Genomic DNA, 25,344 nt, shown 5'->3' with positions numbered 1-25,344 from the left:
GCAGGCCGTCGGGGGAGAGGCAAGGCAGACGAGGGAGAGAGAGCAACCCCCCCCCCCCCCCCCCTCACCCCCCCCCCCCCCCCCCCCCCCCCCCCCCCCCCCCCGCTCCGGCTGCGGGCGGGTGTCGTCGCGGTGACGCGTCAGTACGCGGAGCCCGAGGCGCCCAGTGAACCCGTGGGATGCCAGACCGTCTTGGTCTCCAGGAAGGCCGTCATGCGGTCCGTACCGGGAGTCGCCGACCAGTTGTCCACAGGCTGTGGACGCAGGACGCGCTTGAGGTTGTCGGCGGCGGCGATCTCCAGCTCCTTCGCCAGTACCTCGTCGGCGCCCGCGAGGTCGATCGCGTTGACGTCCTGGTGCGCGGCGAGCGGGGCGGCGATCTCCGCCGTACGGCCGGAGAGGATGTTGACCACGCCGCCGGGGAGGTCGGAGGTGGCCAGCACCTCGCCGAGGGAGAGGGCCGGGAGCGGGGACCTCTCACTCGCGATCACGACCGCCGTGTTGCCGGTGGCGATGACCGGGGCGACCACCGAGACCAGGCCCAAGAAGGACGACTCCTGCGGGGCCAGTACGACGACCACGCCCGTCGGTTCGGGGGAGGAGAGGTTGAAGAAGGGGCCCGCGACCGGGTTGCCGCCGCCGATCACCTGGGCGATTTTGTCGGTCCAGCCCGCGTACCAGACCCAGCGGTCGATCGCCGCGTCCACCTGGTCACCGGCCTTCGACTTCGACAGGCCCTCGGCCTCGGCGACCTCACGGACGTACTGGTCCCTGCGGCCCTCCAGCATCTCCGCCACGCGGTAGAGGATCTGGCCGCGGTTGTACGCCGTCGCGCCGGACCAGCCGCCGAACGCCTTGCGCGCGGCGACCACCGCGTCACGGGCGTCCTTGCGGGAGGAGAGCGGGGCGTTGGCCAGCCACTTGCCCTTCGCGTCTGTCACCTCGTACACCCGGCCGCTCTCGGAACGCGGGAACTTCCCGCCGACGTACAGCTTGTAGGTCTTGAAGACGCTCAGCCGCTGCTCGGACTTCTCAGACATCGAGGTACGCCTCCAGGCCGTGGCGGCCGCCCTCGCGGCCGAAGCCCGACTCCTTGTATCCGCCGAACGGCGAGGTCGGGTCGAACTTGTTGAACGTGTTGGACCAGATCACGCCCGCGCGGAGCTTGTTCGCGACCGCCAGGATGCGCGAACCCTTCTCCGTCCAGATGCCGGCCGACAGGCCGTACGGGGTGTTGTTGGCCTTGGCGACCGCCTCGTCGGGAGTGCGGAAGGTCAGGACCGACAGCACCGGGCCGAAGATCTCGTCGCGGGCGACCGTGTGCGCCTGGGTGACCTTCGTGAACAGCGTCGGGGCGAACCAGTAGCCGTTCTCCGGGAGTTCGCAGGCCGGGGACCAGCGCTCGGCGCCCTCCGCCTCGCCCTGGTCGGCAAGCGCGGTGATCCGCGCCAGCTGCTCGGCGGAGTTGATCGCGCCGATGTCGGTGTTCTTGTCCAGCGGGTCGCCGAGGCGGAGGGTGGTGAGGCGCCGCTTGAGGGAGCCGAGGAGTTCGTCGTGGATCGACTCCTGGACCAGCAGGCGGCTGCCCGCGCAGCAGACCTGGCCCTGGTTGAAGAAGATGCCGTTGACGATGCCCTCGACGGCCTGGTCGATCGGGGCGTCGTCGAAGACGATGTTGGCGCCCTTGCCGCCGAGTTCGAGCGTCAGCTTCTTGCGGGTGCCCGCGACCGTGCGCGCGATCTGCTTGCCGACGGCGGTCGAGCCGGTGAAGGCGACCTTGTTCACGTCGGGGTGGGCGGTCAGTGCGGCGCCGGTGCGGCCGTCGCCCGTGAGGATGTTGACGACGCCCCTGGGGAGGCCCGCCTGGCGGCAGATGTCCGCGAAGAACAGGGCGGAGAGGGGGGTCGTCTCGGCGGGCTTCAGGACGACCGTGTTGCCGGTCGCGAGGGCCGGGGCGATCTTCCACGCCAGCATGAGTAGGGGGAAGTTCCAGGGGATGACCTGGCCGGCCACGCCCAGGGGACGCGGGTTCGCGCCGTAGCCGGCGTGGTCGAGCTTGTCGGCCCAGCCCGCGTAGTAGAAGAAGTGCGCGGCGACCAGGGGGAGGTCCGCGTCGCGGGTCTCCTTGATCGGCTTGCCGTTGTCGAGGGTCTCCAGGACGGCGAGCTCGCGGCTGCGCTCCTGGATGATCCGGGCGATGCGGAACAGGTACTTCGCGCGCTCGGAACCCGGGAGCGCCGACCACTTCTCGAACGCCTTGCGGGCGGCCTTCACCGCGCGGTCGACGTCCGCCTCGCCGGCCTCGGCGACCTCGGAGAGGACCTCCTCGGTGGAGGGGGAGACGCTCTTGAAGACCTTGCCGTCGGCGGCCTCGGTGAACTCGCCGTCGATGAACAGGCCGTACGACGGGGCGATGTCGACGACCGAGCGGGACTCGGGCGCCGGTGCGTACTCGAATGCGGATGTCCGCTTTTCCATGGTCATGAGGGTCTCAGTCCACCGTCACGTAGTCAGGGCCGGAGTAGCGGCCGGTGGCCAGCTTCTGCCGCTGCATCAACAGGTCGTTCAGCAGCGAGGAGGCGCCGAAGCGGAACCAGTGGTTGTCCAGCCAGTCCTCGCCCACGGTCTCGTTGACCAGGACCAGGAACTTGATGGCGTCCTTGGTCGTGCGGATGCCGCCGGCCGGCTTCACGCCGATCTGGACGCCGGTCTGGGCGCGGAAGTCGCGGACCGCCTCCAGCATGAGGAGGGTGTTCGCGGGAGTCGCGTTGACGGCGACCTTGCCGGTCGAGGTCTTGATGAAGTCCGCCCCGGCCAGCATGCCGAGCCAGCTCGCCCGGCGGATGTTGTCGTACGTTGACAGCTCGCCCGTCTCGAAGATGACCTTCAGGCGCGCGCTCGCGCCGCAGGCCTCCTTCACGGCGGTGATCTCGTCGTACACCTTCCTGTAGTTCCCCGCGAGGAACGCCCCGCGGTCGATGACCATGTCGATCTCGTCCGCACCGGCGGCGACGGCCTCGCGGACGTCCGCCAGCTTCACGGCGATCGGGGCGCGGCCGGCCGGGAACGCGGTGGCGACGGACGCGACCTTGACGTCCGAGCCGGCCACCGCCTCCCTCGCCGTGGCCACCATGTCGGGGTAGACGCAGACCGCGGCCGTGGCGGGCGCCGTGCGGTCGGTCGGGTCGGGGCGGACCGCCTTCGCGCCGAGCGCCCGGACCTTGCCCGGGGTGTCCGCGCCTTCCAGCGTCGTCAGGTCGACCATCGAGATGGCGAGGTCGATGGCGTACGCCTTCGCGGTCGTCTTGATCGAGCGGGTGCCGAGCGAGGCGGCGCGCGCCTCCAGGCCGACCGCGTCGACGCCGGGCAGCCCGTGGAGGAAGCGGCGCAGTGTGCTGTCGGACGCGGTGACGTCGCTCAGAGCGTGTGGTGCAGTGGTGGGCATGGTCACCAGACGAGCATATCTACGCGCGTAGCGGCTGTACAGCCCCGAGGTGTATCTCGTACGGCTCGCGCTCGCTCGCTGCGCGTGGCTTCCGCCGCGTACGAGGTCCGCCGCGGTGTCGTGCAGAATCGGGAGCATGACGACGCCCGACCCCCAGCCGCCCGGCCCGGAGCCCACGAAGCCTTCCGGTCCCGCGGCGCCCCAGTACCAGGACCGGATCTACCGCTCGCCCGCCGGACTCGTCGGCGGTGCGCTGCTGCTCGCCATCATCGGCTGGCTCGGCATCGACGCGGTGGTCGCCGGAGAGGGCCGCACCCCGTGGTTCGCCCTCGCCACGATGCTCCTCCTCGTGCCGTTGATCGTCGCCTACACCCTGCGCCCCGCCGTCTACGTCAACGAGGACCGGCTGCGCGTCCGCAACCCGTTCCGCGTGATCGTGCTGCCCTGGGGGAAGGTCGCCACGCTGCGGTCCGGGTTCTCCAACGAGGTCGTCGACGAAGCCGGCACGAAGTACCAGCTGTGGGCGCTTCCGGTCTCCCTGCGGGCCCGTAGCAAGGCGGCCCGGCACGAAACCCGGGCCGCCGCGCAGGCGGCTCGCGCCGCGCGCGAGGGCCGGGGCGGCGGCCGCGGGCTCGTTCCGGGAGCCGGGTCCGAGGCGCCGAAGCAGGCCGAGAGCGACCGGACCATGGCCGAGATGCGTGAGCTGCACGAGCGGCGGCAGGGGGCCGACGCGGCGCAGGGCGAGGTGACCGTGCGGTGGGCCTATGAGATCGCGGCGCCGGCCGTGGCGGGGGCCGTGCTGCTGGCGGTTCTGCTGGCTGCGGGGTGAGGGACGGGGAGTGACGGGCGTCGGGTGACTCACGCGGGGCGAGTGGCTCGCCCCGCGTGAGTCTCCTCAGATGCCGGCTGCCTGGGACAGGTCCCGCTTGATCTCTGCGAGGAGGGCGGTCGCGCTGGTGCGCGCCTCGGGGAGGCCGGTCTTCGCCGCGACCGGGACGACCACCTCCAGGTAGCACTTCAGCTTCGGTTCCGTGCCGCTCGGGCGGACGACGACCCTCGCGCCGTCCAGGGTGTAGCGGAGGCCGTCGGTGGGCGGGAGCTGCTCCGTGCCCTCGGTCAGGTCCTCGGCCCTGGTGATGCGCAGGCCGGCCAGCCGCGTGGGCGGCTTCTCGCGCAGGCGGCGCATCGCGGACGCGATGACGTCGAGGTCCCGTACGCGGACCGAGAGCTGGTCGGTGGCGTGCAGGCCGTGCTCGACGGCGAGGTCGTCGAGCAGGTCGAGCACCGTGCGGCCCTCCGACTTGAGCTCGGAGGCCAGTTCCGTGAGCAGCAGCGCCGCCGTGATGCCGTCCTTGTCGCGTACGCCGTCCGGGTCGACGCAGTAGCCGAGCGCCTCCTCGTAGCCGTAGCGCAGGCCCTCGACCCTGGCGATCCACTTGAAGCCGGTCAGGGTCTCCTCGTACGGCAGGCCGGCCTTCTCGGCGATACGGCCGAGGAGGCTCGACGAGACGATCGACTCCGCGAACGTGCCGGTCGCTCCGCGGCGGACCAGGTGGGCGGCGAGCAGTGCGCCGACCTCGTCGCCGCGCAGCATGCGCCAGTCCGTGCCGTCCTTGACGGCGGCGGCGCAGCGGTCGGCGTCGGGGTCGTTGGCGATGACCAGATCCGGGTCCGTCTCCCGGGCCTTCGCGAAGGCGAGGTCCATCGCGCCGGGCTCCTCCGGGTTGGGGAACGCGACGGTCGGGAACTCCGGGTCGGGCTCGGCCTGCTCGGCGACGAGGGCGGGGGCGGGGAAGCCCGCCCGCTCGAAGGCGGCGAGGAGGACGTCCTTGCCGACGCCGTGCATCGCCGTGTAGACGGTGCGGGCCGTGCGGGGGGAGTCCTTGGCCAGGACCGCGTCCGTGCGGGCGAGGTACGCGTCGAGGACCGTGTCGTCGAGGGTCTCCCAGCCATCGGTGGGGCGGGGGACGGTGGTGAGGGAGGCCACGGCGGCGATCTCGGCGGCGATCTCCGCGTCGGCCGGGGGGACGATCTGGGAGCCGTCGCCGAGGTACACCTTGTAGCCGTTGTCCCGGGGCGGGTTGTGGCTGGCGGTGACCTCCACGCCGGCGACCGCGCCGAGGTGCCTGATGGCGAAGGCGAGGACGGGGGTGGGGAGGGGGCGGTTCAGTACGGCTGCCCTGAGGCCGGCGCCGGTCATGACGGCTGCCGTGTCGAGGGCGAACGTCTGTGACTTGTGGCGGGCGTCGTAGCCGATGACGACGAGGCCGGCCGTGTCGCCCCCGTGGGGGGTGGTCCCCCGCTTCCTGAGGTACGCGGCGAGGCCGGCGGCGGCGCGGATGACCACGGAGCGGTTCATGCGCATCGGGCCCGCGCCGAGTTCGCCCCGGAGGCCGGCGGTGCCGAACTGGAGGGTGCCGGCGAAGCGTGCGCTGAGCTCGGCGTGGTCGCCGGCGTCGATGAGGCGGGCGAGTTCCTCGCGGGTGTCCGGGTCGGGGTCCTCGGCGAGCCATGCCTGGGCCTGTGCGATGAGGGCGTCGTCTTCCACGGTTCGGTCGGCCTCTCTCGGTCGTGGTCTGTCAGGGTGTCATGCGGTGACGCTCCGCCGGGGCTGCGTCGCGTGGGTGCGGCGGGGTCTCGCGAGCCGCCGCCGGACCCCCCACCCCGCGCCTACAGGCGCCCGAGCACCTGTGCCAGCAGCGAACCCATGCGCGTAGCGGAGTCCCGGCCCGCCTGAAGGACTTCCTCGTGGTTGAGGGGCTCGCCGGTCATACCGGCGGCGAGGTTGGTGACCAGCGAGATCCCCAGCACCTCCGCACCCGCCTCCCGCGCGGCGATCGCCTCGAGAACCGTCGACATGCCGACCAGGTCCGCCCCGATCACCCGGGCCATCCGGATCTCCGCCGGGGTCTCGTAGTGCGGCCCGGTGAACTGGGCGTAGACCCCCTCCTCCAGGCTCGCGTCGATCTCCTTGCACAGCGCCCGCAGCCGCGGCGAGTACAGATCGGTGAGGTCGACGAAGTTCGCGCCGACGATGGGCGACGTGGCCGTGAGGTTGATGTGGTCGCTGATCAGGACCGGCTGGCCGGGGCGCATGCCTGCGCGCAGGCCGCCGCAGCCGTTGGTCAGGACGATCGTCTTGGCGCCCGCGGCCACCGCCGTACGGACGCCGTGGGCGACAGCCGCGACGCCCCGGCCCTCGTAGTAGTGCGTACGGCCCAGGAAGACCAGCGCGCGCTTCGCGCCGATGCGGTACGAGCGGATCTTGCCTCCGTGGCCCTCGACCGCCGGCGGCGGGAAGCCGGGCAGCTCGGTGACCAGGTGCTCGGCCTCGGGCGTGCCGAGGGCGTCCACGGCCGGGGCCCAGCCGGAGCCCATCACGAGGGCGACGTCGTGGGTCTCGGCGCCCGTGAGTTCGCGCAGGCGCGCGGCGTCGGCGTCGGCTGCGGCGTAGGGGTCGCCCTGGATGTCGTCCGGAAGAAGAGAAGCGTTCACGCCGTTGAGGGTAGCCGGTATTCGCCTACGCGCGTAGATGTGGAAGGCGACGGGTTGGCGATCGTTGTCCTGTCGTTTCCGGCGAACAGGTCCTCAGCAGGGACGTTTGCGCAGTTCCATCACATAGTCGTGGGGCGCGCCCGCGGACTCGGCCGCGTCGGCGATCTGCCCCAGATAGCGGGCCGAGGGAAGGCCGCCCTCGTAACCGTTGAGGACGTAGGTCCAGGCCCGCTCCTCGCCTTCCAGGGTGTGCACGCGGACCCGGGTGCGGCGGTAGAGGTCCAGGCCGCCGGCCCCCTCCCAGCGGTCCAGCGACTCCTCGTCCATCGGGGCGATCTCGTAGAGGGCCACGAAGACCTGCGAGATCGGATCCTCGACGAGGGTCGCCAGCGAACCCTCCCCGCCCGTCCGCTCACCCCCGAACGTGAGCCGCCACTCGTTCAGCCAGCCGGTGGCGCGCAGCGGCGAGTGGGGGGCGCGGCGGGACATCAACCGCGCGTCGAGGTTGCCGGCGTACGCGGCGTAGAGCGACATGGGGGAAGGGTACGGCAGGCGTCACGGACGCCACTTCCGGTAACAGCGGGGCCACGGCCCCGGGCCCCGGGCGGTCGCACGGTGAAGTGTGCGGGACAATGGAGTACGTGACTCGGATCGTGATCATCGGTGGCGGACCCGGCGGATATGAGGCGGCGCTGGTCGCCGCGCAGCTCGGCGCGGAGGTGACCGTCGTCGATGCCGACGGCCTGGGCGGGGCGTCGGTGCTCACCGACTGCGTGCCGTCCAAGACTCTGATCGCCACGGCCGAGGTGATGACCACCTTCGACTCCTCGTACGAGGAACTGGGCATCATCGTCGCCGACGACACCCCGCACATCGAGCAGGCCGCCCGGGTGGTGGGTGTGGACCTGGGGAAGGTCAACCGGCGTGTGAAGCGGCTCGCCCTGGCCCAGTCGCACGACATCGCCGCGTCCGTGACCCGTGCCGGAGCGCGTGTGCTGCGCGGGCGCGCCCGGCTGGAGGGCATGCAGGCGCTCGACGGGTCCCGCCGCGTCGTCGTGCGCGCCGCCGACGGGAGCGAGGAGACGCTCACCGCGGACGCCGTACTGATCGCCACCGGTGGTCACCCGCGCGAGCTGCCCGATGCCCGGCCCGACGGCGAGCGGATCCTGAACTGGACCCAGGTGTACGACCTGGACGAGCTTCCCGAGGAGCTCATCGTGGTCGGCTCCGGTGTCACGGGCGCCGAGTTCGCCGGTGCCTACCAGGCGCTCGGGTCGAAGGTGACACTCGTGTCGTCGCGCGACCGGGTGCTGCCGGGCGAGGACCCGGACGCGGCCGCCGTGCTGGAGGACGTCTTCCGCCGCCGGGGCATGAACGTCATGGGACGATCCCGCGCCGCGTCCGCCAAGCGGGTCGGGGACCGGGTGGAGGTGGCCCTCGCCGACGGACGGGTCATCACCGGGTCGCACTGCCTGATGGCCGTGGGTGCCGTTCCGAACTCCGAGGGCATGGGCCTGGAGGAGGCCGGGGTCAGGCTGCGGGACTCGGGCCACATCTGGACCGACAGGGTCTCGCGGACCACGGCCCCCGGCGTGTACGCCGCCGGTGACGTCACGGGTGTCTTCGCGCTCGCCTCGGTAGCGGCGATGCAGGGCCGTATCGCCATGTACCACTTCCTGGGCGACGCGGTCGCGCCGCTGAACCTCAAGACCGTCTCGTCGAACGTCTTCACCGACCCCGAGATCGCCACCGTCGGGTACTCCCAGGCCGATGTCGACGCCGGCAAGATCGACGCCCGGGTGGTCAAGCTGCCGCTGCTGCGCAACCCTCGCGCGAAGATGCAGGGCATCCGCGACGGCTTCGTCAAGATCTTCTGTCGTCCGGGCACCGGTATCGTGGTGGGCGGCGTGGTCGTGGCGCCGCGCGCCTCGGAACTCATCCATCCCATCTCGATCGCGGTCGACAACAATCTGACCGTCGAGCAGATCGCGAAAGCCTTCACCGTGTACCCCTCGCTGTCGGGGTCGATCGCCGAGGTGGCACGGCAGTTGCACACGAGGAAGGCGGGCGGGGAGGCCTGACGGCCGAAACCACGCACCCCCGTCGTCACGGGTGTCGCCGCTGACGCACGGGTCCTATACCACTCGGGGTGCGGTGGTGCGAACAACTTCTGCTATTCAGCGCAAACTGCTGAAAGCAGACGGTCGTCGGCGTTACTGTCAGTTTCGTGTTCGCTGCAGAACGTCGCCAATTGATCCTCGAAATGGTGCGAGCGAACGGGGCTGTGTCGCTCCGTGAGCTCGCCCGCGTCGTCCAGACCTCCGAAGTGACCGTACGGCGGGACGTGCGCGCGCTGGAGGCAGAAGGACTCCTCGACCGCCGGCACGGCGGTGCGGTACTTCCGGGCGGTTTCACGCGAGAGTCCGGTTTTCCGCAGAAATCTCATCTCGCGACCGCCGAGAAGACCGCCATCGCCGACCTCGCCGCGAACTTCGTGGAAGAGGGCGAGGCCATTGTGGTCGGTGCGGGTACCACCACGCAGGAGCTGGCCCGCCGGCTCGCCCGGGTGCCCGGGCTGACGGTCGTCACCAACTCCCTGTTGGTCGCCCAGGCCCTGGCCCACGCCAACCGGGTGGAAGTGGTGATGACCGGCGGTACGCTCCGCGGTTCGAACTACGCCCTCGTCGGCAGCGGGGCCGAACAGTCCCTGCAGGGCCTGCGGGTCTCCAGGGCCTTCCTCTCCGGAAGCGGTCTGACCGCCGAGCGCGGGCTCTCCACGTCCAACATGCTGTCCGCGTCCGTCGACCGGGCGCTGGTGCAGGCCGCGGCGGAGGTGGTGGTCCTCGCGGACCACACGAAGCTCGGTACGGACACGATGTTCCAGACCGTACCGACGGATCTGATCACACGGCTGGTGACGGACGAGCCGCCCGCGCACGACGACCGTGCGGCGACCGAGCTTCAGGCGCTTGCGGATCAGGGTGTGCAGATCGCTGTGGCGGGGGCTCCGGGGGGTTCCGCGGGCGCGGGGGGTGAGGGCCCGCCGTCGGCCCGCCAGCGCCGGGATGTGCCGCTTCCCGGTCCTCGTCGGCAGGGGCCCGGACTGCGTGCGGCGGTGGCGCTGGGAGCGGCGGCGGAGCAGGGTCCTGGGCAGGGCGCCGAGCGGGCGGCGCGGGTGGCGGACCTGCGGAGGCGGTGAGGGTTCGCTGCGCGGGCGGGGCGTGTCGGTCGCCGGGCCCGGTGCCTTGTGGGGTGTCGTGACGCTCGCCCGTGTCCCTCCAGCGGCACCTCCCCTGCCGTGAGGGCAGTGGGGTGGCACGACCGCCTGCCGAGATCGGGGCGAGAGGTGTTGGCCGCGTAGGGCGCCCGGTGTGGATGCCGGGTGGGCCGGGGCCGTCGCCCGCGGCGGGAAGCGGACGGGGCGGGGGTGCCCGCCCGCAGTGACTGGCGCGTCCACGCCCTCGCCCCACCGAGAAACCGATTCCGCGCCAGTGCGAGGACGGGTACCCCGATCCGGCCCCGACCCACCTACCGGCCACAGGCGCTCCAGCACCCCCACCCAACGGACAGTGGCGCCGCAGGCGTACGGCCGACGGCCGGCACCCGGCACGCCCGGCCCCGCACCCCTACCCGGCGGGTGCGTATGCGGCCCGCCGGGTGGGAGGGCGGGTCAGTCCTTGATCTCGCAGATCGCCGCGCCGGACGTCACCGACGCGCCCACCTCCGCGCTCAGCCCCTTGACCGTGCCCGACCGGTGGGCGTTGATGGGCTGCTCCATCTTCATGGCCTCCAGGACGACGACCAGGTCGCCCTCCTTGACCTCCTGGCCCTCTTCCACAGCGATCTTGACGATCGTGCCCTGCATCGGAGAGGCAAGGGTGTCGCCCGAAGCCACCGGCCCGGACTTCTTCGCCGCCCGCCGCTTCGGCTTGGCACCCGCCGCCAGACCCGTACGGGCCAGGGACATCCCCAGTGACGCCGGCAGCGAGACCTCGAGGCGCTTCCCGCCGACCTCGACGACCACCGTCTCGCGGCCCGCGTCCTCCTCGGCCTCCGCGTCCACGGCGGCAGCGAACGGCTTGATCTCGTTGACGAACTCCGTCTCGATCCACCGGGTGTGCACCGTGAACGGATCCGCCGAACCGGTGAGTTCGGGAGCGAACGCCGGGTCCCTCACCACCGCGCGGTGGAACGGGATCGCCGTGGCCATGCCCTCGACCTGGAACTCCTCCAGGGCACGGGCGGCCCGCTCCAGCGCCTCCTTACGCGTACGACCGGTGACGATCAGCTTGGCCAGCAGTGAGTCCCACGCCGGACCGATGACCGAGCCGGACTCGACACCCGCGTCCAGCCGCACACCCGGACCCGACGGCGGGGCGAACGTCGTGACCGTGCCGGGCGCGGGAAGGAAGTTGCGGCCCGGGTCCTCACCGTTGATGCGGAACTCGAAGGAGTGCCCCCGCAGCTCGGGGTCGTCGTACCCCAGCTCCTCACCGTCCGCGATGCGGAACATCTCGCGCACCAGGTCGATGCCGGCGACCTCCTCGGTCACCGGGTGCTCCACCTGCAGACGCGTGTTGACCTCGAGGAACGAGATCGTCCCGTCGAGACCGACGAGGAACTCCACGGTGCCCGCGCCGACGTAACCGGCTTCCTTGAGGATGGCCTTGGAGGAGGAGTACAGCTCGGCGACCTGGGCCTCCGACAGGAACGGCGCCGGAGCCTCCTCGACCAGCTTCTGGTGCCGGCGCTGAAGCGAGCAGTCACGCGTGGACACGACGACCACGTTGCCGTGACGGTCCGCCAGGCACTGCGTCTCCACGTGCCGCGGCTTGTCCAGGTAGCGCTCGACGAAGCACTCGCCCCGCCCGAACGCGGCAACGGCCTCACGGACGGCCGAGTCGTACAGCTCCGGCACTTCCTCCAGCGTCCGGGCGACCTTCAGCCCACGCCCGCCACCACCGAACGCGGCCTTGATGGCGATCGGCAGCCCGTGCTGCTCGGCGAAGGCGACGACCTCCTCCGCACCGTTCACCGGATCGGGCGTACCCGCGACCAGCGGAGCACCTGCGCGCTGCGCGATGTGCCGGGCGGCGACCTTGTCACCGAGGTCGCGGATGGCCTGCGGCGGCGGGCCGATCCAGATGAGGCCCGCGTCCAGCACCGCCTGGGCGAATTCGGCGTTCTCGGAGAGGAAGCCGTAGCCCGGGTGGACGGCGTCGGCACCCGACTCCCGCGCGGCCTTCAGGACCTTGTCCATGTCGAGGTAACTGGTGGCCGGAGTGTCACCGCCCAGGGCGAACGCCTCATCCGCGGCGCGGACATGCAGAGCGTCCCGGTCCGGTTCGGCGTAGACGGCAACGCTCGCGATCCCGGCATCCCGGCAGGCCCGGGCCACGCGGACAGCGATTTCGCCACGGTTGGCGATGAGCACCTTGCGCACGATTGAGGCTCCCTCCTTGAAACAAGCCGAGTTTAGGGACTGCCGACACGGCACTACGACCCGTCCCCAGTGGTGAGCTTGCCCACACGGAGCGTGATACGAGGCCCGCTCGACCCGCGAAATCCCTTGTCCCGCCTCGGTACGCAGGACTCCTCCGGGAAACCCTAGCCGCCCTGTGTGGTCAAGGTCTCTGTGAGAGCGTGCTGCGGCCCACTCCGTTTCTTTGTGGAGTCCCTACGAATGGCCCAATGATTCTTTGCCCTCCCCGGAACCCTTGTACCGAGGTTTACCCGTTAGTAGCCTTCGCGTCGGCCCGAACACACTCGGGGTAACCACAGTCGTGCTCGAAAGTGGGTGGGGACCGGTGGTGCGCAGACCGGTGGCGTGGGTCGTGGCGCTTGTGCTCTTCGCGGAGGCGCTCGGCATCGCGGCGGTGAACTGGTTCCTGGGCGTCGTCGTCGATCGGCAGGACATGTCGCTGGCGGGTCTCGACCCGCACATGATGTCGGTGTCCTCGAAGATCGGCGGGATCGTCTTCGGGCTCTACTTCGCCCTGTGCGGCCTGGTGGCCCTGCTGGTCGCGCTGCGCGACCGGGCACCGGCCGGCTTCGGCAGGGTGCTGCTGATCAGCGCCGCGGTGGTGCACGGGCTGCTGGGCGCCTTCGCCTGGGGGCTGATCGGGTGGACCGCGTTCCTGTTCATGGTGGTCGTACTCGGGCTGATCGTGCTGCTCCTGATGTCGTACGACGGCCGGGCGGACGACGAATCCGCCGGCACCGCCCCCGAGGGCGGCACCGGCGGCACGTACGGCGTTGACGGCACCGGCAAGGACGGCGGCCCGGCGGGCGTCGGCGCGTCCCCGGTCACGCCTCCGGCGACGCCCACAGCTCCGTGATGCCGACGCCCAGTTGGGCCAGCAGGCGGCGTACCAGGGGCAGGCTGATGCCGATCACATTGCCGTGGTCGCCGTCGATGCCGTCGATGAACGGGGCCGAGCGGCCGTCCAGCGTGAACGCCCCGGCGACGTGCAGCGGTTCGCCGGAGGCCACGTAGGCGGCGACCTCCTCGTCGGTGGGGTCACCGAAGCGGACGACGGTGGAGGCGGTGGCGGAGGTGTACCGGCCGCTGAGGGTGTCGTAGACGCAGTGGCCGGTCTGGAGGGTGCCCGCGCGGCCCCGCATGGCCTTCCAGCGCGCGGTGGCCTCCCCGGTGTCCGCCGGCTTGCCGAGGGCCTGGCCGTCCAGTTCCAGAACCGAGTCGCAGCCGATCACCAGGGCGCCCTTGACCTCGGGCCTCGCGGCGACGACGGACGCCTTGGCCTCGGCCAGGGCGAGCGCCAGTTCGGCGGGTGTGGGGGCGGTGACGGCGTCCTCGTCGACCCCGCTGACGATCACCTCGGGGGCCAGTCCGGCCTGGCGGAGCAGTCCGAGCCGGGCGGGGGACCGGGAGGCGAGCACGAGTCGCCTGCGGCGCTGAGCAGTCATGGCCTCAGGTTAGTCACCCGAGCCGGACGGCATCACCTCACGCCGATCACGAGCATCGCCAGCACCATGGCCATGGCCAGGAGAACGCTCAGTCGCCGCAGCATGTTCTGCATGTCACGCAGCTCTTCGGGCGGTTCGTTCTCGGGGTCGGACCACAGCATGACACCAGCGTGCGGCTCGGCAGGGCGGGGCGCCTGAGTAGGCGTACTCAAATCGGCGCCCCGCGCCGTGTCACCGTGCCCGTGTGTGGCGGAGCCGCACACGGGCACGGCCCCGCGCACCGGAAGAAGCCGGTCTCACCCCGGCCAGTAGGTGCGGCCCCAGGCCGCCGGCCCCGGCTGGGGCAGGCGGTGGGCGGCGATGCGGGACGGGTCGGACCAGGAGTCGCGCGGTGCCGGCGGGGCGGACGGCACGGCGGACGCCGCCGCGGCGCGGGCCCGGACCACTGCCAGTGCGGCGGCCAGCTCCTCCGGGGTCGGGTTGCCCCGTACGACCTTGATCACAGCGGCTCCTTACGGCGGTTCTACAGGGGGATGTTGCCGTGCTTCTTCGGGGGCAGGCTCTCGCGCTTGGTGCGCAGCTGTCGCAGGCCGCGGACGATGTGGCGGCGGGTGTCGGACGGCATGATCACCGCGTCGACGTAGCCGCGCTCGGCCGCGACATAGGGGTTGAGGAGGGCGTCCTCGTACTCCCGCATCAGCCGGGCGCGGGCCTCGTCCGGGTCATCCGACTCGGCGATGGTGCGGCGGTGCAGGATGTTGACGGCGCCCTGCGCGCCCATCACCGCGATCTGTGCCGTCGGCCAGGCCAGGTTGAGGTCGGCACCCAGGTGCTTGGAGCCCATGACGTCGTACGCGCCGCCGAACGCCTTGCGGGTGATCACGGTGATCAGCGGGACCGTGGCCTCCGCGTAGGCGAAGATCAGCTTGGCGCCGCGGCGGATGATGCCGTCGTGCTCCTGGTCCACGCCGGGCAGGAAGCCGGGGACGTCCACGAAGGTGATCACCGGGACGTTGAAGGCGTCGCAGGTCCGCACGAAGCGGGCCGCCTTCTCGGACGCGGTGATGTCCAGGCAGCCGGCGAACTGCATCGGCTGGTTGGCGACGATGCCGACGGGACGGCCCTCGACGCGGCCGTAACCCGTGAGGATGTTCGGCGCGAACAGGGGCTGGGTCTCGAAGAACTCGCCGTCGTCCAGGACGTGCTCGATGACGGCGTGCATGTCGTACGGCTGGTTCGCCGAGTCCGGGACGATCGTGTCGAGTTCGCGGTCCTCGTCGGTGATCGTCAGGTCCGCGTCCTCCGGGTAGGCCGGGGGCTCGGAGAGGTTGTTGGACGGGAGGTACGACAGGAGCTGCTTGACGTACTCGATCGCGTCCTTCTCGTCGCCGGCCATGTGGTGGGCCACGCCCGACGTGGCGTTGTGGGTGCGGGCGCCGCCCAGCTCCTCGAAGCCGACGTCCTCGCCGGTGACCGTCTTGATGACGTCCGGGCCGGTGATGAACATGTGGGAGGTCTGGTCGACCATGACCGTGAAGTCGGTGATCGCGGGGGAGTAGACCGCGCCGCCCGCGCACGGGCCGACGACCAGACTGATCTGCGGGATCACGCCGGAGGCGTGGGTGTTGCGGCGGAAGATCTCGCCGTACGCGCCGAGGGAGGCCACGCCCTCCTGGATGCGGGCGCCGCCGGAGTCGTTGATGCCGATGACCGGGCAGCCGGTCTTCAGCGCGAAGTCCATGACCTTGACGATCTTCTGGCCGTAGACCTCGCCGAGGGCGCCGCCGAAGACGGTGAAGTCCTGGGAGAAGACGGCGACCGGGCGGCCGTCGACGGTGCCGTAGCCCGTGACGACGCCGTCGCCGTAGGGGCGGTTGGCGTCGAGACCGAAATTGGTGGAGCGGTGCCGGGCGAACTCGTCCAGTTCGACGAAGGAACCCTCGTCGAGCAGGAGGTCGATCCGCTCACGTGCGGTCAGCTTGCCCTTGGCGTGCTGCTTTTCGACGGCGCGTGCGGAGCCGGCGTGCGTCGCCTCGTCGATGCGACGCTGAAGATCCGCGAGCTTGCCCGCGGTCGTGTGAATGTCGCGCTGGTGCTCTTCCGGCTCGGACATCGGGATGCGGCTCCCTGCCTGCTCAAAAGGGGGGACGGTTACTCATCCGTAGCGTAGTGGGGGGCGTTCGCTTCGGCAGTGCGGCGTTTACCACACCTAGGGTGGCTTGCATGACGCCGCGAGATGCATCACAGCCGTACGGGAACGGGAACGGGAACGGGAACGGGAACGGGAACCGCTGGGCGGATCTGGACCGGCCGCCGCTCAATGTGAACGCGTTGAGGCGGGGGCTCGTGCGGGAGGGGGCGCTGTGGTCCCAGGTGGACGTGGTGCAGCGGACGGGGTCGACCAATTCCGATCTGGTGGCGCGGGCCGTGTCGGGGGAGGCGGGTGAGGGGGCCGTCCTCGTCGCCGAGGAGCAGACGGCCGGACGGGGGCGGCTCGACCGTCAGTGGAGCGCGCCGGCCCGGTCAGGGTTGTTCTTCTCCGTGCTGCTCACGCCGCGGGAGGTGCCGGTGGACCGGTGGGGGTGGCTGCCGTTGCTGACGGGGGTGGCGGTGGCGACGGGTCTGTCGCGGGCGGCGGGGGTCGATACGGCGCTGAAGTGGCCGAACGACGTGCTGGTGACGGTGGGGGGCGCCGAGCGCAAGGCCGGGGGGATCCTCGCGGAGGGCGCCGGCGAGGGCGGTGTGGTCGTCGGGGTCGGCATCAACGTCAGCCTGCGGGCGGATGAGCTGCCGGTGCCGACGGCGGGGTCGCTGGTGCTGGCGGGGGCGGTGAGTACGGACCGGGATCCGCTGTTGCGGGGGATGCTGCGGGCGCTGGAGGAGTGGTACCGACGCTGGCGGGCGGCGGGTGGTGATGCGGGGGCGTGCGGTCTGCAGGAGACGTATGCGGCGGGGTGCGCGACGCTCGGACGGACGGTGCGGGCGGAGCTGCCGGGGGATCGGACACGGGTGGGTGAGGCCGTCGCGGTGGACGGGGACGGTCGGCTGGTGCTGGCCACGGGGGCGGGCATGCAGGAGCCGGTGGGCGCGGGTGACATCGTCCACCTGCGGCCGGCGGGAGGCCCGCACTGACGCCTGCGGCGCGGATCTCGGCCGGGTGGGGTGTGGGTTCCTTGTCCGTGGGGCCGCTGGGTGTGGGACGGGTTGGGGCCCGCCCGGCACCAGCCGCGGTGAGCGTCCCGCACGGGCCGGGCCGGGCAGCCCGCCCTGGTTCGCACCGTTGCCGGGGTGCCTCCAGAATGCCGGCTCGTCTCACCCCCTGGCCCGGGTGCCTACAGAATGCCGGCTCGTCTCACCCCCTGGCCCGCCCCGGCCCCGCTCACCGGGCGACCGCCGATCACCCGCACCCCCGGCGCAACCTGACGGAGTGAGCTGGCGCACACCTGCCGTAGAGTTGAGCGCGGTCGATACATGGCCGTGGCAGATCGGAAGGGCAGCAACGCGTGACCGTCGACGACTCGGGTTCCGGTACGGACGCGCAGGGCGCCGGCGAGGATCCGCTTGCTCTGCGCCTCGAACAGCTCATCCTGGGCGCCGAGCGCCGCTACACACCGTTTCAGGCGGCCCGCAGCGCCGGCGTCACCATGGAGCTGGCCACCCGTTTCTGGCGGGCCATGGGCTTCGCCGACGTCGGCCAGGCCAAGGCCCTCACGGAGGCGGACGTCCTCGCGCTGCGCCGGCTCGCGGGTCTGGTGGAGGCGGGGCTGCTCAGCGAGGCCATGGCGGTGCAGGTGGCACGGTCCACCGGGCAGACCACCGCGCGGCTGGCCGAATGGCAGATCGACTCGTTCCTGGAAGGGCTGACCGAGCCGCCCGAGCCGGGAATGACCCGTACGGAGGTCACGTATCCGATCGTCGAGCTGCTCCTGCCCGAGCTGGAGGAGTTCCTGGTGTACGTCTGGCGGCGGCAGCTCGCCGCTTCCGCCGGGCGGGTCGTGCAGGGGGCCGACGACGAGGAGATGGTCGACCGGCGGCTGGCCGTCGCCTTCGCGGACCTCGTGGGGTTCACGCGGCTGACCCGGCGGATGGAGGAGGAGGAGCTCGGCGAGCTCGTCGAGGCCTTCGAGACCACCGCCGCCGACCTGGTCGCGGCGCGGGGCGGGCGGCTCATCAAGACGCTGGGTGACGAGGTGCTCTACGCCGCCGACGACGCGGGTACCGCCGCGGAGATCGCGATGCGCCTGATCGAGACCATGGCGAACGACGAGACCATGCCGGAGCTGCGGGTCGGCATGGCGTTCGGCACGGTGACCACCCGGATGGGCGATGTGTTCGGGACGACCGTGAACCTGGCCTCCCGGCTCACCTCCATAGCTCCCCGTGACGCCGTGCTCGTCGACACCGCGTTCGCCGAGGAGCTGATCCGTACCGGTGACGCTCCCGCCAGTGAGGCGGCGGCCGCCGAGGCGGTGGCCGCGGCGGAGAAGGAGGGCGAGGAGCCGCCGACGTACCGCTTCGCGCTCCAGCCGATGTGGCAGCGGCCGGTGCGTGGGCTCGGTGTGGTGGAGCCCTGGCTGCTCACCCGCCGGAACGAGGCTCCTCCCTCTCCCCCTCTTCCTGGCACCTCCGTCTAGTGCGGCTCTCCGCCGCCCAGGCACAGGCCGATGATCGGTACGCAGAGCCCGGGGGTGGGATCCGGTTCGGGTGTGGGGGCCGGTCGGCGCGGGGGCGGTTCCCTGTGGACGGGTGGTGGAGGGTCGGAAGAAGTGCGGGGGGTTTCGGTGACGTGGTCCTTCGGGGATGCGGGCGGCGGGGGGTTCGCCGATGCCGGGATCGTCGAGGGGATCGGTGCTCGGGTCCGGGGCGGCGGCTCGGGTGTGGTGAGTGGGGTGGTGACTGACGTGGTGTCCTTGCCGCCCAGGGCCTGGGGGGACGACGGGCTTGCCTGCGGGGCCGGTGCGGTGGCCGTGGTCGCGGGGGGTGCGTCGGCGGGTGTGCCGGCACCCGTGTGCGGGACAGGGCTGGGGGCCGCCTCCACCGCGATGCCCGGTCCGCCCTCGGGCGCGGCGGTCAGGCGGATCAGCGTCACGGCGCCTGCGGCCAGGGCCAGGCCGCCTGCGGCCAGCAGTGCCTTGCGAGGGCGGGGCTTGCGGTGGCGACCCCGGATGAGGGAAAGGCGACCGGCGGTCCGGGGCGGTGGCTCGGCGGTGTGTGGTGCCGGCGGTCTTTTCGGTGTCATCGCTGTCCCTCCCCTGCCGCGCACCCCCGACGCGCCGCGGTGTGCGCACGCTATGCGCTCCCGTGTGGGGGTGGGGCCGGAGTCGGCAGGATGTCACTCGAACGGGTGGGCGGGGGTGACGAGGGAACCGGCCGTGCGCCCTTTTCCCCGGGAGGTGTCGGCTGCGATGATCGGGGCGAGCGATGTTAACCCGCGTTAACCGGAGGGTGTCATGAGTGAGGAACGGTTCGGGGAGTTCGTGCTGGTGCGCCGGCACGAGCAGGGGCATGTCGCGGAGCTCGTCCTCGACCGCCCCAAGGCCATGAACGCCGTGTCGACCGAGATGGCCCGGTCGATCGCCGGTGCCTGTGCGGCGCTGGGTGGGGACCGTGCCGTACGGGCGGTGGTGCTGACCTCGTCGCACGAGCGGGCGTTCTGCGTGGGGGCCGATCTGAAGGAGCGCAATTCCTTCAGCGACGCCGATCTGGTGCGTCAGCGACCCGTGGCGCGCGGGGCGTACACCGGCGTGCTCGACCTGCCGGTACCGGCGGTGGCGGCCGTTCACGGCTTCGCGCTGGGGGGTGGCTTCGAGCTGGCCCTGTCGTGCGATGTGATCGTGGCCGACCGTACGGCCGTCATGGGGCTGCCCGAGGTGTCCGTCGGGGTGATCCCGGGCGGGGGTGGTACGCAGTTGCTGCCACGGAGGGTGGGGGCGGCGCGGGCTGCCGAGCTGATCTTCACGGCGCGGCGGGTGGAGGCCGCCGAGGCCCGGGAGCTGGGGCTGGTCGACCAGCTGGTGGACGAGGGGCGGGACCGGGAGGAGGCGCTGGCCATGGCGTCTCGGATCGCCGCGAACTCACCGGTGGGGCTGCGGGCGGCCAAGCGGGCGCTGCGGCTCGGACACGGTCTGGATCTGCCCGCCGGGCTCGAGGTCGAGGATGCCGCCTGGCGGTCCGTGGCGTTCTCGGGGGACCGGGCGGAGGGGGTGGCCGCCTTCAACGAGAAGCGCAGGCCGCAGTGGCCCGGGGAGTAGCCGGGCACTCCTCGTCTCGCTTTCTCGATGTCCCGGTTCGTAGGGAATCTCCCTAGTCTGGGGGGATGGGTGAGGAGAGCCGGCTGGCGGCCGTGGTGGCGCTGGCTCAGGGCATGGCCGCCGCGCACAGTTCGAGGGAGGCCTGGCGGGCCGCGGCCGGCGGGGCCTGCCGGGCGCTGGGCGGGAGTTTCGCCGCGCTGTCGGTCTGGGAGCGGGAGCTCGGGCGGCTGCGGGTGTTGGTGAACGTCGGGGAGCTGGCCGCGGGGGAGGAGGAGTTCCCGGAGGACGAGTCCTATCCGGTGCATCAGTTCGCCGAGATCACCGAGTTCCTGCATGAGCGGTGGGCGGGTGGCGGTGAGCCCGATGCCTGGGTGGAGACCGCCGAGGGGCCGTCGGCGGGGCGGGCGGGCTACCGCCATCAGCGGGTCGCGGCGCTCAGGCGGCGGGGGCGCGGGTGCTGTGTGGTCGCGCCGATCGTGCTGCACGGGCGGGCGTGGGGTGAGCTGTACGTGGCCCGGCCGGTGGGTGTGCCCGCCTTCGGGCGGGGCGACGCCGATTTCGCGACCGTTCTGGCGGCCGTGGTGGCGGCGGGGATCGCGCAGACCGAGCGCCTGGAGGAGGCCCGGCGGCTGGCCTTCACGGATTCGCTGACCGGGCTGGCCAACCGGCGTGCCGTGGACACCCGACTCGACGAGGCGATCGAGCGGCACCGGCGGGACGGGGCCGTCGTCAGCCTGGTGGTGTGCGATCTGAACGGGCTGAAGCGGGTCAATGACACGCTGGGGCATGCCGTGGGCGACCGGCTGCTGGAGCGGTTCGGGACCGTGCTGTCGCTGTGCGGTGCCATGCTGCCCGGCGCCCTGGCGGCGCGGCTGGGCGGGGACGAGTTCTGTCTGCTGGCGGTGGGACCGTCGGCGGACGAGGTCGTCAAGGCCGCCGACGAGGTGTGCCGGCGCGCCGTGGAGCTGGGGATCGGGGACGGTGTCGCCTGCGGCGTGGCGTCCACCGAGGACCCTGTCGGACCGGTGCACTCCGCCAGGCGGCTGTTCCGGCTGGCCGACGCGGCGCAGTACCGGGCCAAGGCCGAGCGGGCCGCTCATCCCGTGGTGGCCGGGCGGGGAGGGCCGGGTGATCCCGTCGTACGGCTCGCGGACGAGCCGTCGCGGGCGCCGGACGGGGAGCGGCGCCGGTTCCGGGGGCGGCATTCGCCGTAGTGCGTCGGTAAGGGGCGCGGTCGGTTTCCAGGGGTGACATCATCGAATTCACTGCGTACGCTCCTGAATATGAATATGCACACTGTGGTGGTGGGGACGTCCGGCGTGACCGCGTCCGACGTGCTCGCCGTGGCGCGCGGCGGTGCCCGTATCGAACTGTCCGCGGAGGCGGTGGCCGCCCTCGCCGCGTCCCGCGAGATCGTGGACGCCCTGGCCGCCAAGCCCGACCCCGTGTACGGGGTGAGTACCGGCTTCGGCGCCCTGGCGACCCGGCACATCAGCCCGGAGCTGCGCGCCCGGCTGCAGCGCAACATCGTCCGCTCGCACGCCGCCGGCATGGGGCCCAGCGTGGAGCGGGAGGTCGTCCGCGCGCTGATGTTCCTGCGGCTGAAGACCGTCTGCTCCGGGCGCACCGGCGTCCGGCCGGAGGTCGCGCAGACCATGGCCGACGTGCTGAACGCCGGGGTCACCCCGGTCGTCCACGAGTACGGCTCCCTCGGCTGCTCCGGGGACCTGGCCCCGCTGTCCCACTGCGCCCTCACCCTCATGGGCGAAGGGGAGGCGGAAGGCCCCGACGGGACCGTGCGGCCGGCCGGTGAACTTCTCGCCGAGCACGGCATCCGGCCCGTCGAACTGCGCGAGAAGGAAGGGCTCGCCCTCCTCAACGGCACCGACGGCATGCTCGGCATGCTGGTCATGGCACTCGCCGACCTCGACCTGCTCTACAAGTCCGCCGACGTCACGGCCGCCCTGAGCCTGGAGGCACTGCTGGGCACCGACAAGGTGCTCGCCCCCGAACTGCACGCCATCCGCCCGCACCCGGGACAGGCCGCCAGTGCCGCCAACATGCTCGCCGTACTGAAGGACTCGGGACTGACGGGGCATCATCAGGACGACGCGCCCCGGGTCCAGGACGCCTACTCCGTGCGCTGCGCCCCACAGGTCGCCGGGGCCGGACGGGACACCCTGGCCCACGCCCGGCTGGTCGCCGAGCGCGAACTCGCCGCCGCCGTCGACAATCCGGTCGTGCTGCCGGCTTTCGGCCCCGGGGAAGGGAGGGTGGAGTCCAACGGCAACTTCCACGGGGCGCCGGTCGCCTACGTCCTGGACTTCCTCGCCATCGCCGTCGCCGACCTCGCCTCCATCGCCGAGCGCCGCACCGACCGGCTGCTGGACAAGAACCGCAGCCACGGTCTGCCGCCGTTCCTCGCGGACGACCCCGGTGTCGACTCCGGGCTGATGATCGCTCAGTACACGCAGGCCGCTCTGGTCAGCGAGTTGAAGCGGCTTGCCGTGCCGGCGTCGGCGGACTCGATCCCGTCCTCCGCGATGCAGGAGGACCATGTCTCCATGGGCTGGTCGGCGGCGCGCAAACTGCGCACGGCCGTCGACAATCTCACCCGGGTCGTCGCCGTGGAGCTGTACGCCGCCACGCGGGCCGTCGAACTGCGGGAGGGGCTGACGCCGGCTCCGGCCACGCGGGCGGTCATCCGTGCCGTACGGGAAGCGGGTGTGGGCGGGCCGGGACCGGACCGGTATCTGGCGCCCGATCTCGCGGCGGCGGACGCGTTCGTGCGTGACGGCCGGCTGGTCGCGGCCGTCGAGACGGTCACCGGGCCGCTGCGCTGACCCGGCCGGGCCCCGCGGGCGGGACCGCCCCGGGGCCGGTCCCGGGGCGGATCAGACCCTAGAGGTCGAGCCGTTCCCGGCGTACCGAATAGACGACGAAGCCGGCGCCGAGGGCGAGGCTGCCCGTCCCGCCGATGATGTACGGGGTGCTGTCGAAACTGCCGGTGTCCGCGAGGCGGACCTCCTGGCCGGTGCCCTCCAACGAGGCCGACATGGTTCCGGACACGGCTCTCGCCTGCTCGGTGACCTGCGGAGACGGACGTGCCGGCGGTGCGTCCCCCGCCGGGGTGTCCGACGACGCGTTGGCGGAGGGGACGAACCACAGGGCGCACAGCAGGGTGCCCGCGGCGGTGGTGGTCAGCAACGGACGGAGCGCGGATGACACGGAATATCGATCCCCTTGTGGCGCTGGCGAATTGGCCGTGTGAGGCGATGTTAGTGAAAGGCGCGGGTCACAGGAAAGTCACGGGAGCCCGTAGTCGTACGCTCCGGGCATGAGCACTCCAGAGACATCACGGTTTGTACGGCTTCGCGTGGAACTCGTCCTCGAAGTCGACGACGAGAAAGCGGTGACCGGGGCCGCGCTGCGCAGGATCTCGGAAGAGGGTGATGGTCCGGACGGGGAGCGGGTACACGCAGAGAGCGCTGTGACGGAGGACACCGCGGAGGCCCTGGCGTATCTGGTGGATCCGTTCAGCCTGGTCAGCGAGGTTCCGGGAGTCGGGCTCCTGCAGGCCTCCTGGAGCAGCGAACAGATCGACTACGACCCGGACTCGCCGGAATGGGACCTCGACGAGGATGATGGCGACGAGTCCTACGACGAGGAAGACGGGGCGGGGCGGGCCGGCTGAGACGGCTCGGGGAAAAACGTGGTCCCGCGCGGCAACCGCCGCCGGGCTCACGACGTCTCACGTGGAGCACTGACCGCCGTACTCACCGTCCGTTCCGGCGGACGTGGTGAGCCCCACACCCGCGGGCCATGGGGAACCGGATCACCCGGTCGTAGCGTTGAAGATGGTGGACGGGGTCTCGGCTTCGCGCCGGGGACTCGTGGGGTTGGGATTCGGCAACGATGGAGAAGCGTGTGATGACGGACGGTAAGCGGCGCAGGGGTCTGGCGGCCGCGTCCGCTCTGCTCGGCGGAGTGCTGGTGCTCTCGGCGTGTTCCGGCGGTGACGGTGGTGCCTCCGGCGGTGACGGCAAGGACACCTCGCAGGCGCAGGTCGACGAGGCGGCGGCGAAGAAGTCCTCCGAGGCGCAGATCAAGATCACGCCGAAGGATGGCTCGAGCAACGCCTCCATCAACAACTCCGCGGCCGTGACCGTGAGCAAGGGCACGCTGACCCAGGTCAAGATGACCACCTCCGACGGCACCGCCGTCGCGGGTGAGATATCCGCCGACAAGAAGAGCTGGAAGCCCAGCGCCCAGCTGGAGCGCGCCACCACCTACAAGGTGGCGGCCACCGCCGAGGACTCCGAGGGCCTCGCCGCCCACGAGAACGCGTCGTTCACCACGGTCTCCCAGGCCAACAGCTTCATCGGCAACTTCACCCCGGACGACGGCACCACGGTCGGCGTCGGTATGCCGGTGTCGGTCAACTTCGACAAGGCGATCACCGACAAGGCCGCCGTCCAGAAGGGCGTCACCGTCTCCACCACCAGTGGCCAGGAGGTCGCCTGCCACTGGTTCAACGCCAACCGCATGGACTGCCGGCCCGACGAGTACTGGCAGGAGGGCGCCACGGTCACCCTGAAGCTGGCGCTCGACGGAGTCGAGGGCGCCGAAGGCGTCTTCGGCGTCCAGCAGAAGACGGTCAACTTCAAGATCGGCCGCAACCAGGTCTCCTACGTCGACGCCAAGACCAAGCAGATGAAGGTCACGCAGGACGGCAAGACCGTCCGCACCATCCCGATCTCCGCCGGGGCGCCCGAGAACAAGACGTACGAGGGCCAGATGGTGATCTCCGAGAAGTTCAAGGAGACCCGGATGAACGGCGCGACCGTCGGCTTCACCGACGACGACGGCAAGGGCGAGTACGACATCAAGGACGTGCCGCACGCCATGCGCCTGAGCACCTCCGGCACCTTCATCCACGGCAACTACTGGGGCGCCAAGTCCATCTTCGGCAGCGTCAACACCAGCCACGGCTGCATCGGCCTCGCCGACGCCAAGGGCGCCGGTGACCCGAACACGCCCGGGTCCTGGTTCTACGACAACTCGATCGTCGGTGACGTGGTCGTCGTCCAGAACACCGGTGACAAGACCATCGCCCCGGACAACGGCTACAACGGCTGGAACATGAGCTGGGAGCAGTGGAAGGCGGGTTCGGCGCTCTGACGCCCCCTCCGGACACGGAGGAAACCTGACTCCACGTGACCGGTG

General features: G+C 71.5%; 23 protein-coding genes. 11 read left to right on the top strand and 12 right to left on the bottom strand.

The window, feature by feature from the left end; translation table 11 throughout:
* Positions 1 to 140: 140 nt before the first annotated feature.
* The 3 genes from ACZ5C2_RS29640 to deoC are packed head-to-tail and all read right to left on the bottom strand — an operon-like array spanning position 141 to position 3,445.
* Positions 141 to 1,040: an aldehyde dehydrogenase family protein gene (locus tag ACZ5C2_RS29640; RefSeq protein ID WP_468798099.1), complete on the bottom strand. Its 900-nt coding sequence runs from the start codon at positions 1,038 to 1,040 to the stop codon at positions 141 to 143.
* Positions 1,033 to 2,478, bottom strand: coding sequence for an aldehyde dehydrogenase family protein (locus ACZ5C2_RS29635; RefSeq protein WP_468798096.1), 1,446 nt, complete (start codon positions 2,476 to 2,478; stop codon positions 1,033 to 1,035). The genes ACZ5C2_RS29640 and ACZ5C2_RS29635 overlap by 8 nt, the downstream gene beginning before the upstream one ends.
* 13 nt (positions 2,479 to 2,491) lie before the next feature.
* Positions 2,492 to 3,445 (bottom strand): deoxyribose-phosphate aldolase, encoded by a 954-nt coding sequence (gene deoC / locus ACZ5C2_RS29630; protein ID WP_468798129.1) that lies wholly within the window; start codon positions 3,443 to 3,445, stop codon positions 2,492 to 2,494.
* Between the two features lie 136 nt (positions 3,446 to 3,581).
* On the opposite strand from deoC, the gene ACZ5C2_RS29625 reads away from it, so the two are divergent.
* A complete protein-coding gene (locus ACZ5C2_RS29625) occupies positions 3,582 to 4,274 on the top strand; it encodes a PH domain-containing protein (protein WP_468798093.1) in 693 nt (230 codons plus the stop codon).
* A 66-nt stretch (positions 4,275 to 4,340) separates the two neighbouring features.
* On the opposite strand, the gene ACZ5C2_RS29620 is transcribed toward ACZ5C2_RS29625, so the two are convergent.
* From ACZ5C2_RS29620 to ACZ5C2_RS29610, 3 genes are all read right to left on the bottom strand, one after another.
* Entirely contained in the window at positions 4,341 to 5,993 is a 1,653-nt protein-coding gene (locus tag ACZ5C2_RS29620) for a phospho-sugar mutase (protein WP_468798090.1), read from the bottom strand.
* A gap of 122 nt (positions 5,994 to 6,115) precedes the next feature.
* Positions 6,116 to 6,940, bottom strand: coding sequence for a purine-nucleoside phosphorylase (locus ACZ5C2_RS29615; protein ID WP_468798087.1), 825 nt, complete (start codon positions 6,938 to 6,940; stop codon positions 6,116 to 6,118).
* A 93-nt stretch (positions 6,941 to 7,033) separates the two neighbouring features.
* Positions 7,034 to 7,474, bottom strand: coding sequence for a gamma-glutamylcyclotransferase family protein (locus ACZ5C2_RS29610; RefSeq protein ID WP_468798084.1), 441 nt, complete (start codon positions 7,472 to 7,474; stop codon positions 7,034 to 7,036).
* 98 nt (positions 7,475 to 7,572) lie between these two features.
* Between ACZ5C2_RS29610 and ACZ5C2_RS29605 the strand changes: the two genes are divergently transcribed.
* A complete protein-coding gene (locus ACZ5C2_RS29605; RefSeq protein ID WP_468798081.1) occupies positions 7,573 to 9,021 on the top strand; it encodes an NAD(P)H-quinone dehydrogenase in 1,449 nt (482 codons plus the stop codon).
* A 182-nt stretch (positions 9,022 to 9,203) separates the two neighbouring features.
* Positions 9,204 to 10,139, top strand: coding sequence for a DeoR/GlpR family DNA-binding transcription regulator (locus ACZ5C2_RS29600; RefSeq protein WP_468798126.1), 936 nt, complete (start codon positions 9,204 to 9,206; stop codon positions 10,137 to 10,139).
* 471 nt (positions 10,140 to 10,610) lie between these two features.
* Here the strand turns inward: ACZ5C2_RS29600 and ACZ5C2_RS29595 are convergent, their stop codons facing one another.
* Positions 10,611 to 12,383: an acetyl/propionyl/methylcrotonyl-CoA carboxylase subunit alpha gene (locus ACZ5C2_RS29595; protein ID WP_468798078.1), complete on the bottom strand. Its 1,773-nt coding sequence runs from the start codon at positions 12,381 to 12,383 to the stop codon at positions 10,611 to 10,613.
* Positions 12,384 to 12,747: 364 nt separating this feature from the next.
* Between ACZ5C2_RS29595 and ACZ5C2_RS29590 the strand changes: the two genes are divergently transcribed.
* Complete coding sequence (locus ACZ5C2_RS29590) at positions 12,748 to 13,278, top strand: hypothetical protein (RefSeq protein ID WP_468798075.1); 531 nt, start codon at positions 12,748 to 12,750, stop codon at positions 13,276 to 13,278.
* Here ACZ5C2_RS29590 and ACZ5C2_RS29585 read toward each other — a convergent pair.
* The 4 genes from ACZ5C2_RS29585 to ACZ5C2_RS29570 form a co-directional block, all read right to left on the bottom strand.
* On the bottom strand, positions 13,247 to 13,867 hold the full coding sequence (locus ACZ5C2_RS29585) for a Maf family protein (RefSeq protein WP_468798072.1): 621 nt from the start codon (positions 13,865 to 13,867) through the stop codon (positions 13,247 to 13,249). The genes ACZ5C2_RS29590 and ACZ5C2_RS29585 overlap by 32 nt on opposite strands.
* A gap of 32 nt (positions 13,868 to 13,899) precedes the next feature.
* A complete protein-coding gene (gene mmpB, locus ACZ5C2_RS29580; protein WP_468798069.1) occupies positions 13,900 to 14,028 on the bottom strand; it encodes a morphogenic membrane protein MmpB in 129 nt (42 codons plus the stop codon).
* 135 nt (positions 14,029 to 14,163) lie between these two features.
* On the bottom strand, positions 14,164 to 14,370 hold the full coding sequence (locus ACZ5C2_RS29575) for an acyl-CoA carboxylase epsilon subunit (protein ID WP_468798066.1): 207 nt from the start codon (positions 14,368 to 14,370) through the stop codon (positions 14,164 to 14,166).
* Positions 14,371 to 14,390: 20 nt separating this feature from the next.
* Complete coding sequence (locus tag ACZ5C2_RS29570; RefSeq protein WP_468798063.1) at positions 14,391 to 15,980, bottom strand: acyl-CoA carboxylase subunit beta; 1,590 nt, start codon at positions 15,978 to 15,980, stop codon at positions 14,391 to 14,393.
* Positions 15,981 to 16,090: 110 nt separating this feature from the next.
* Between ACZ5C2_RS29570 and ACZ5C2_RS29565 the strand changes: the two genes are divergently transcribed.
* From ACZ5C2_RS29565 to hutH, 5 genes are all read left to right on the top strand, one after another.
* A complete protein-coding gene (locus tag ACZ5C2_RS29565; protein WP_468798060.1) occupies positions 16,091 to 16,999 on the top strand; it encodes a biotin--[acetyl-CoA-carboxylase] ligase in 909 nt (302 codons plus the stop codon).
* A gap of 371 nt (positions 17,000 to 17,370) precedes the next feature.
* Positions 17,371 to 18,501 carry an adenylate/guanylate cyclase domain-containing protein gene (locus ACZ5C2_RS29560; protein WP_468798057.1) on the top strand — a complete coding sequence of 377 codons (1,131 nt, stop codon included), beginning with the start codon at positions 17,371 to 17,373 and terminating at the stop codon, positions 18,499 to 18,501.
* A gap of 816 nt (positions 18,502 to 19,317) precedes the next feature.
* Positions 19,318 to 20,118, top strand: coding sequence for an enoyl-CoA hydratase/isomerase family protein (locus tag ACZ5C2_RS29555; RefSeq protein ID WP_468798054.1), 801 nt, complete (start codon positions 19,318 to 19,320; stop codon positions 20,116 to 20,118).
* Between the two features lie 65 nt (positions 20,119 to 20,183).
* Positions 20,184 to 21,332 carry a GGDEF domain-containing protein gene (locus ACZ5C2_RS29550; RefSeq protein WP_468798051.1) on the top strand — a complete coding sequence of 383 codons (1,149 nt, stop codon included), beginning with the start codon at positions 20,184 to 20,186 and terminating at the stop codon, positions 21,330 to 21,332.
* Positions 21,333 to 21,407: 75 nt separating this feature from the next.
* Positions 21,408 to 22,961, top strand: a complete 1,554-nt coding sequence (gene hutH / locus ACZ5C2_RS29545) for a histidine ammonia-lyase (RefSeq protein ID WP_468798123.1) — start codon at positions 21,408 to 21,410, stop codon at positions 22,959 to 22,961.
* A 58-nt stretch (positions 22,962 to 23,019) separates the two neighbouring features.
* Here the strand turns inward: hutH and ACZ5C2_RS29540 are convergent, their stop codons facing one another.
* Positions 23,020 to 23,346, bottom strand: coding sequence for an LPXTG cell wall anchor domain-containing protein (locus tag ACZ5C2_RS29540; protein ID WP_468798048.1), 327 nt, complete (start codon positions 23,344 to 23,346; stop codon positions 23,020 to 23,022).
* 109 nt (positions 23,347 to 23,455) lie between these two features.
* Between ACZ5C2_RS29540 and ACZ5C2_RS29535 the strand changes: the two genes are divergently transcribed.
* Positions 23,456 to 23,812 (top strand): hypothetical protein, encoded by a 357-nt coding sequence (locus ACZ5C2_RS29535; protein ID WP_468798045.1) that lies wholly within the window; start codon positions 23,456 to 23,458, stop codon positions 23,810 to 23,812.
* A 236-nt stretch (positions 23,813 to 24,048) separates the two neighbouring features.
* Positions 24,049 to 25,299, top strand: coding sequence for a L,D-transpeptidase (locus ACZ5C2_RS29530; RefSeq protein ID WP_468798042.1), 1,251 nt, complete (start codon positions 24,049 to 24,051; stop codon positions 25,297 to 25,299).
* The last annotated feature ends 45 nt before the right edge of the window (positions 25,300 to 25,344 follow it).

The sequence above is a fragment of the Streptomyces sp. NPDC031365 genome, assembly GCF_055569765.1.
This window is presented reverse-complemented; position numbering and strand designations above follow the sequence as displayed.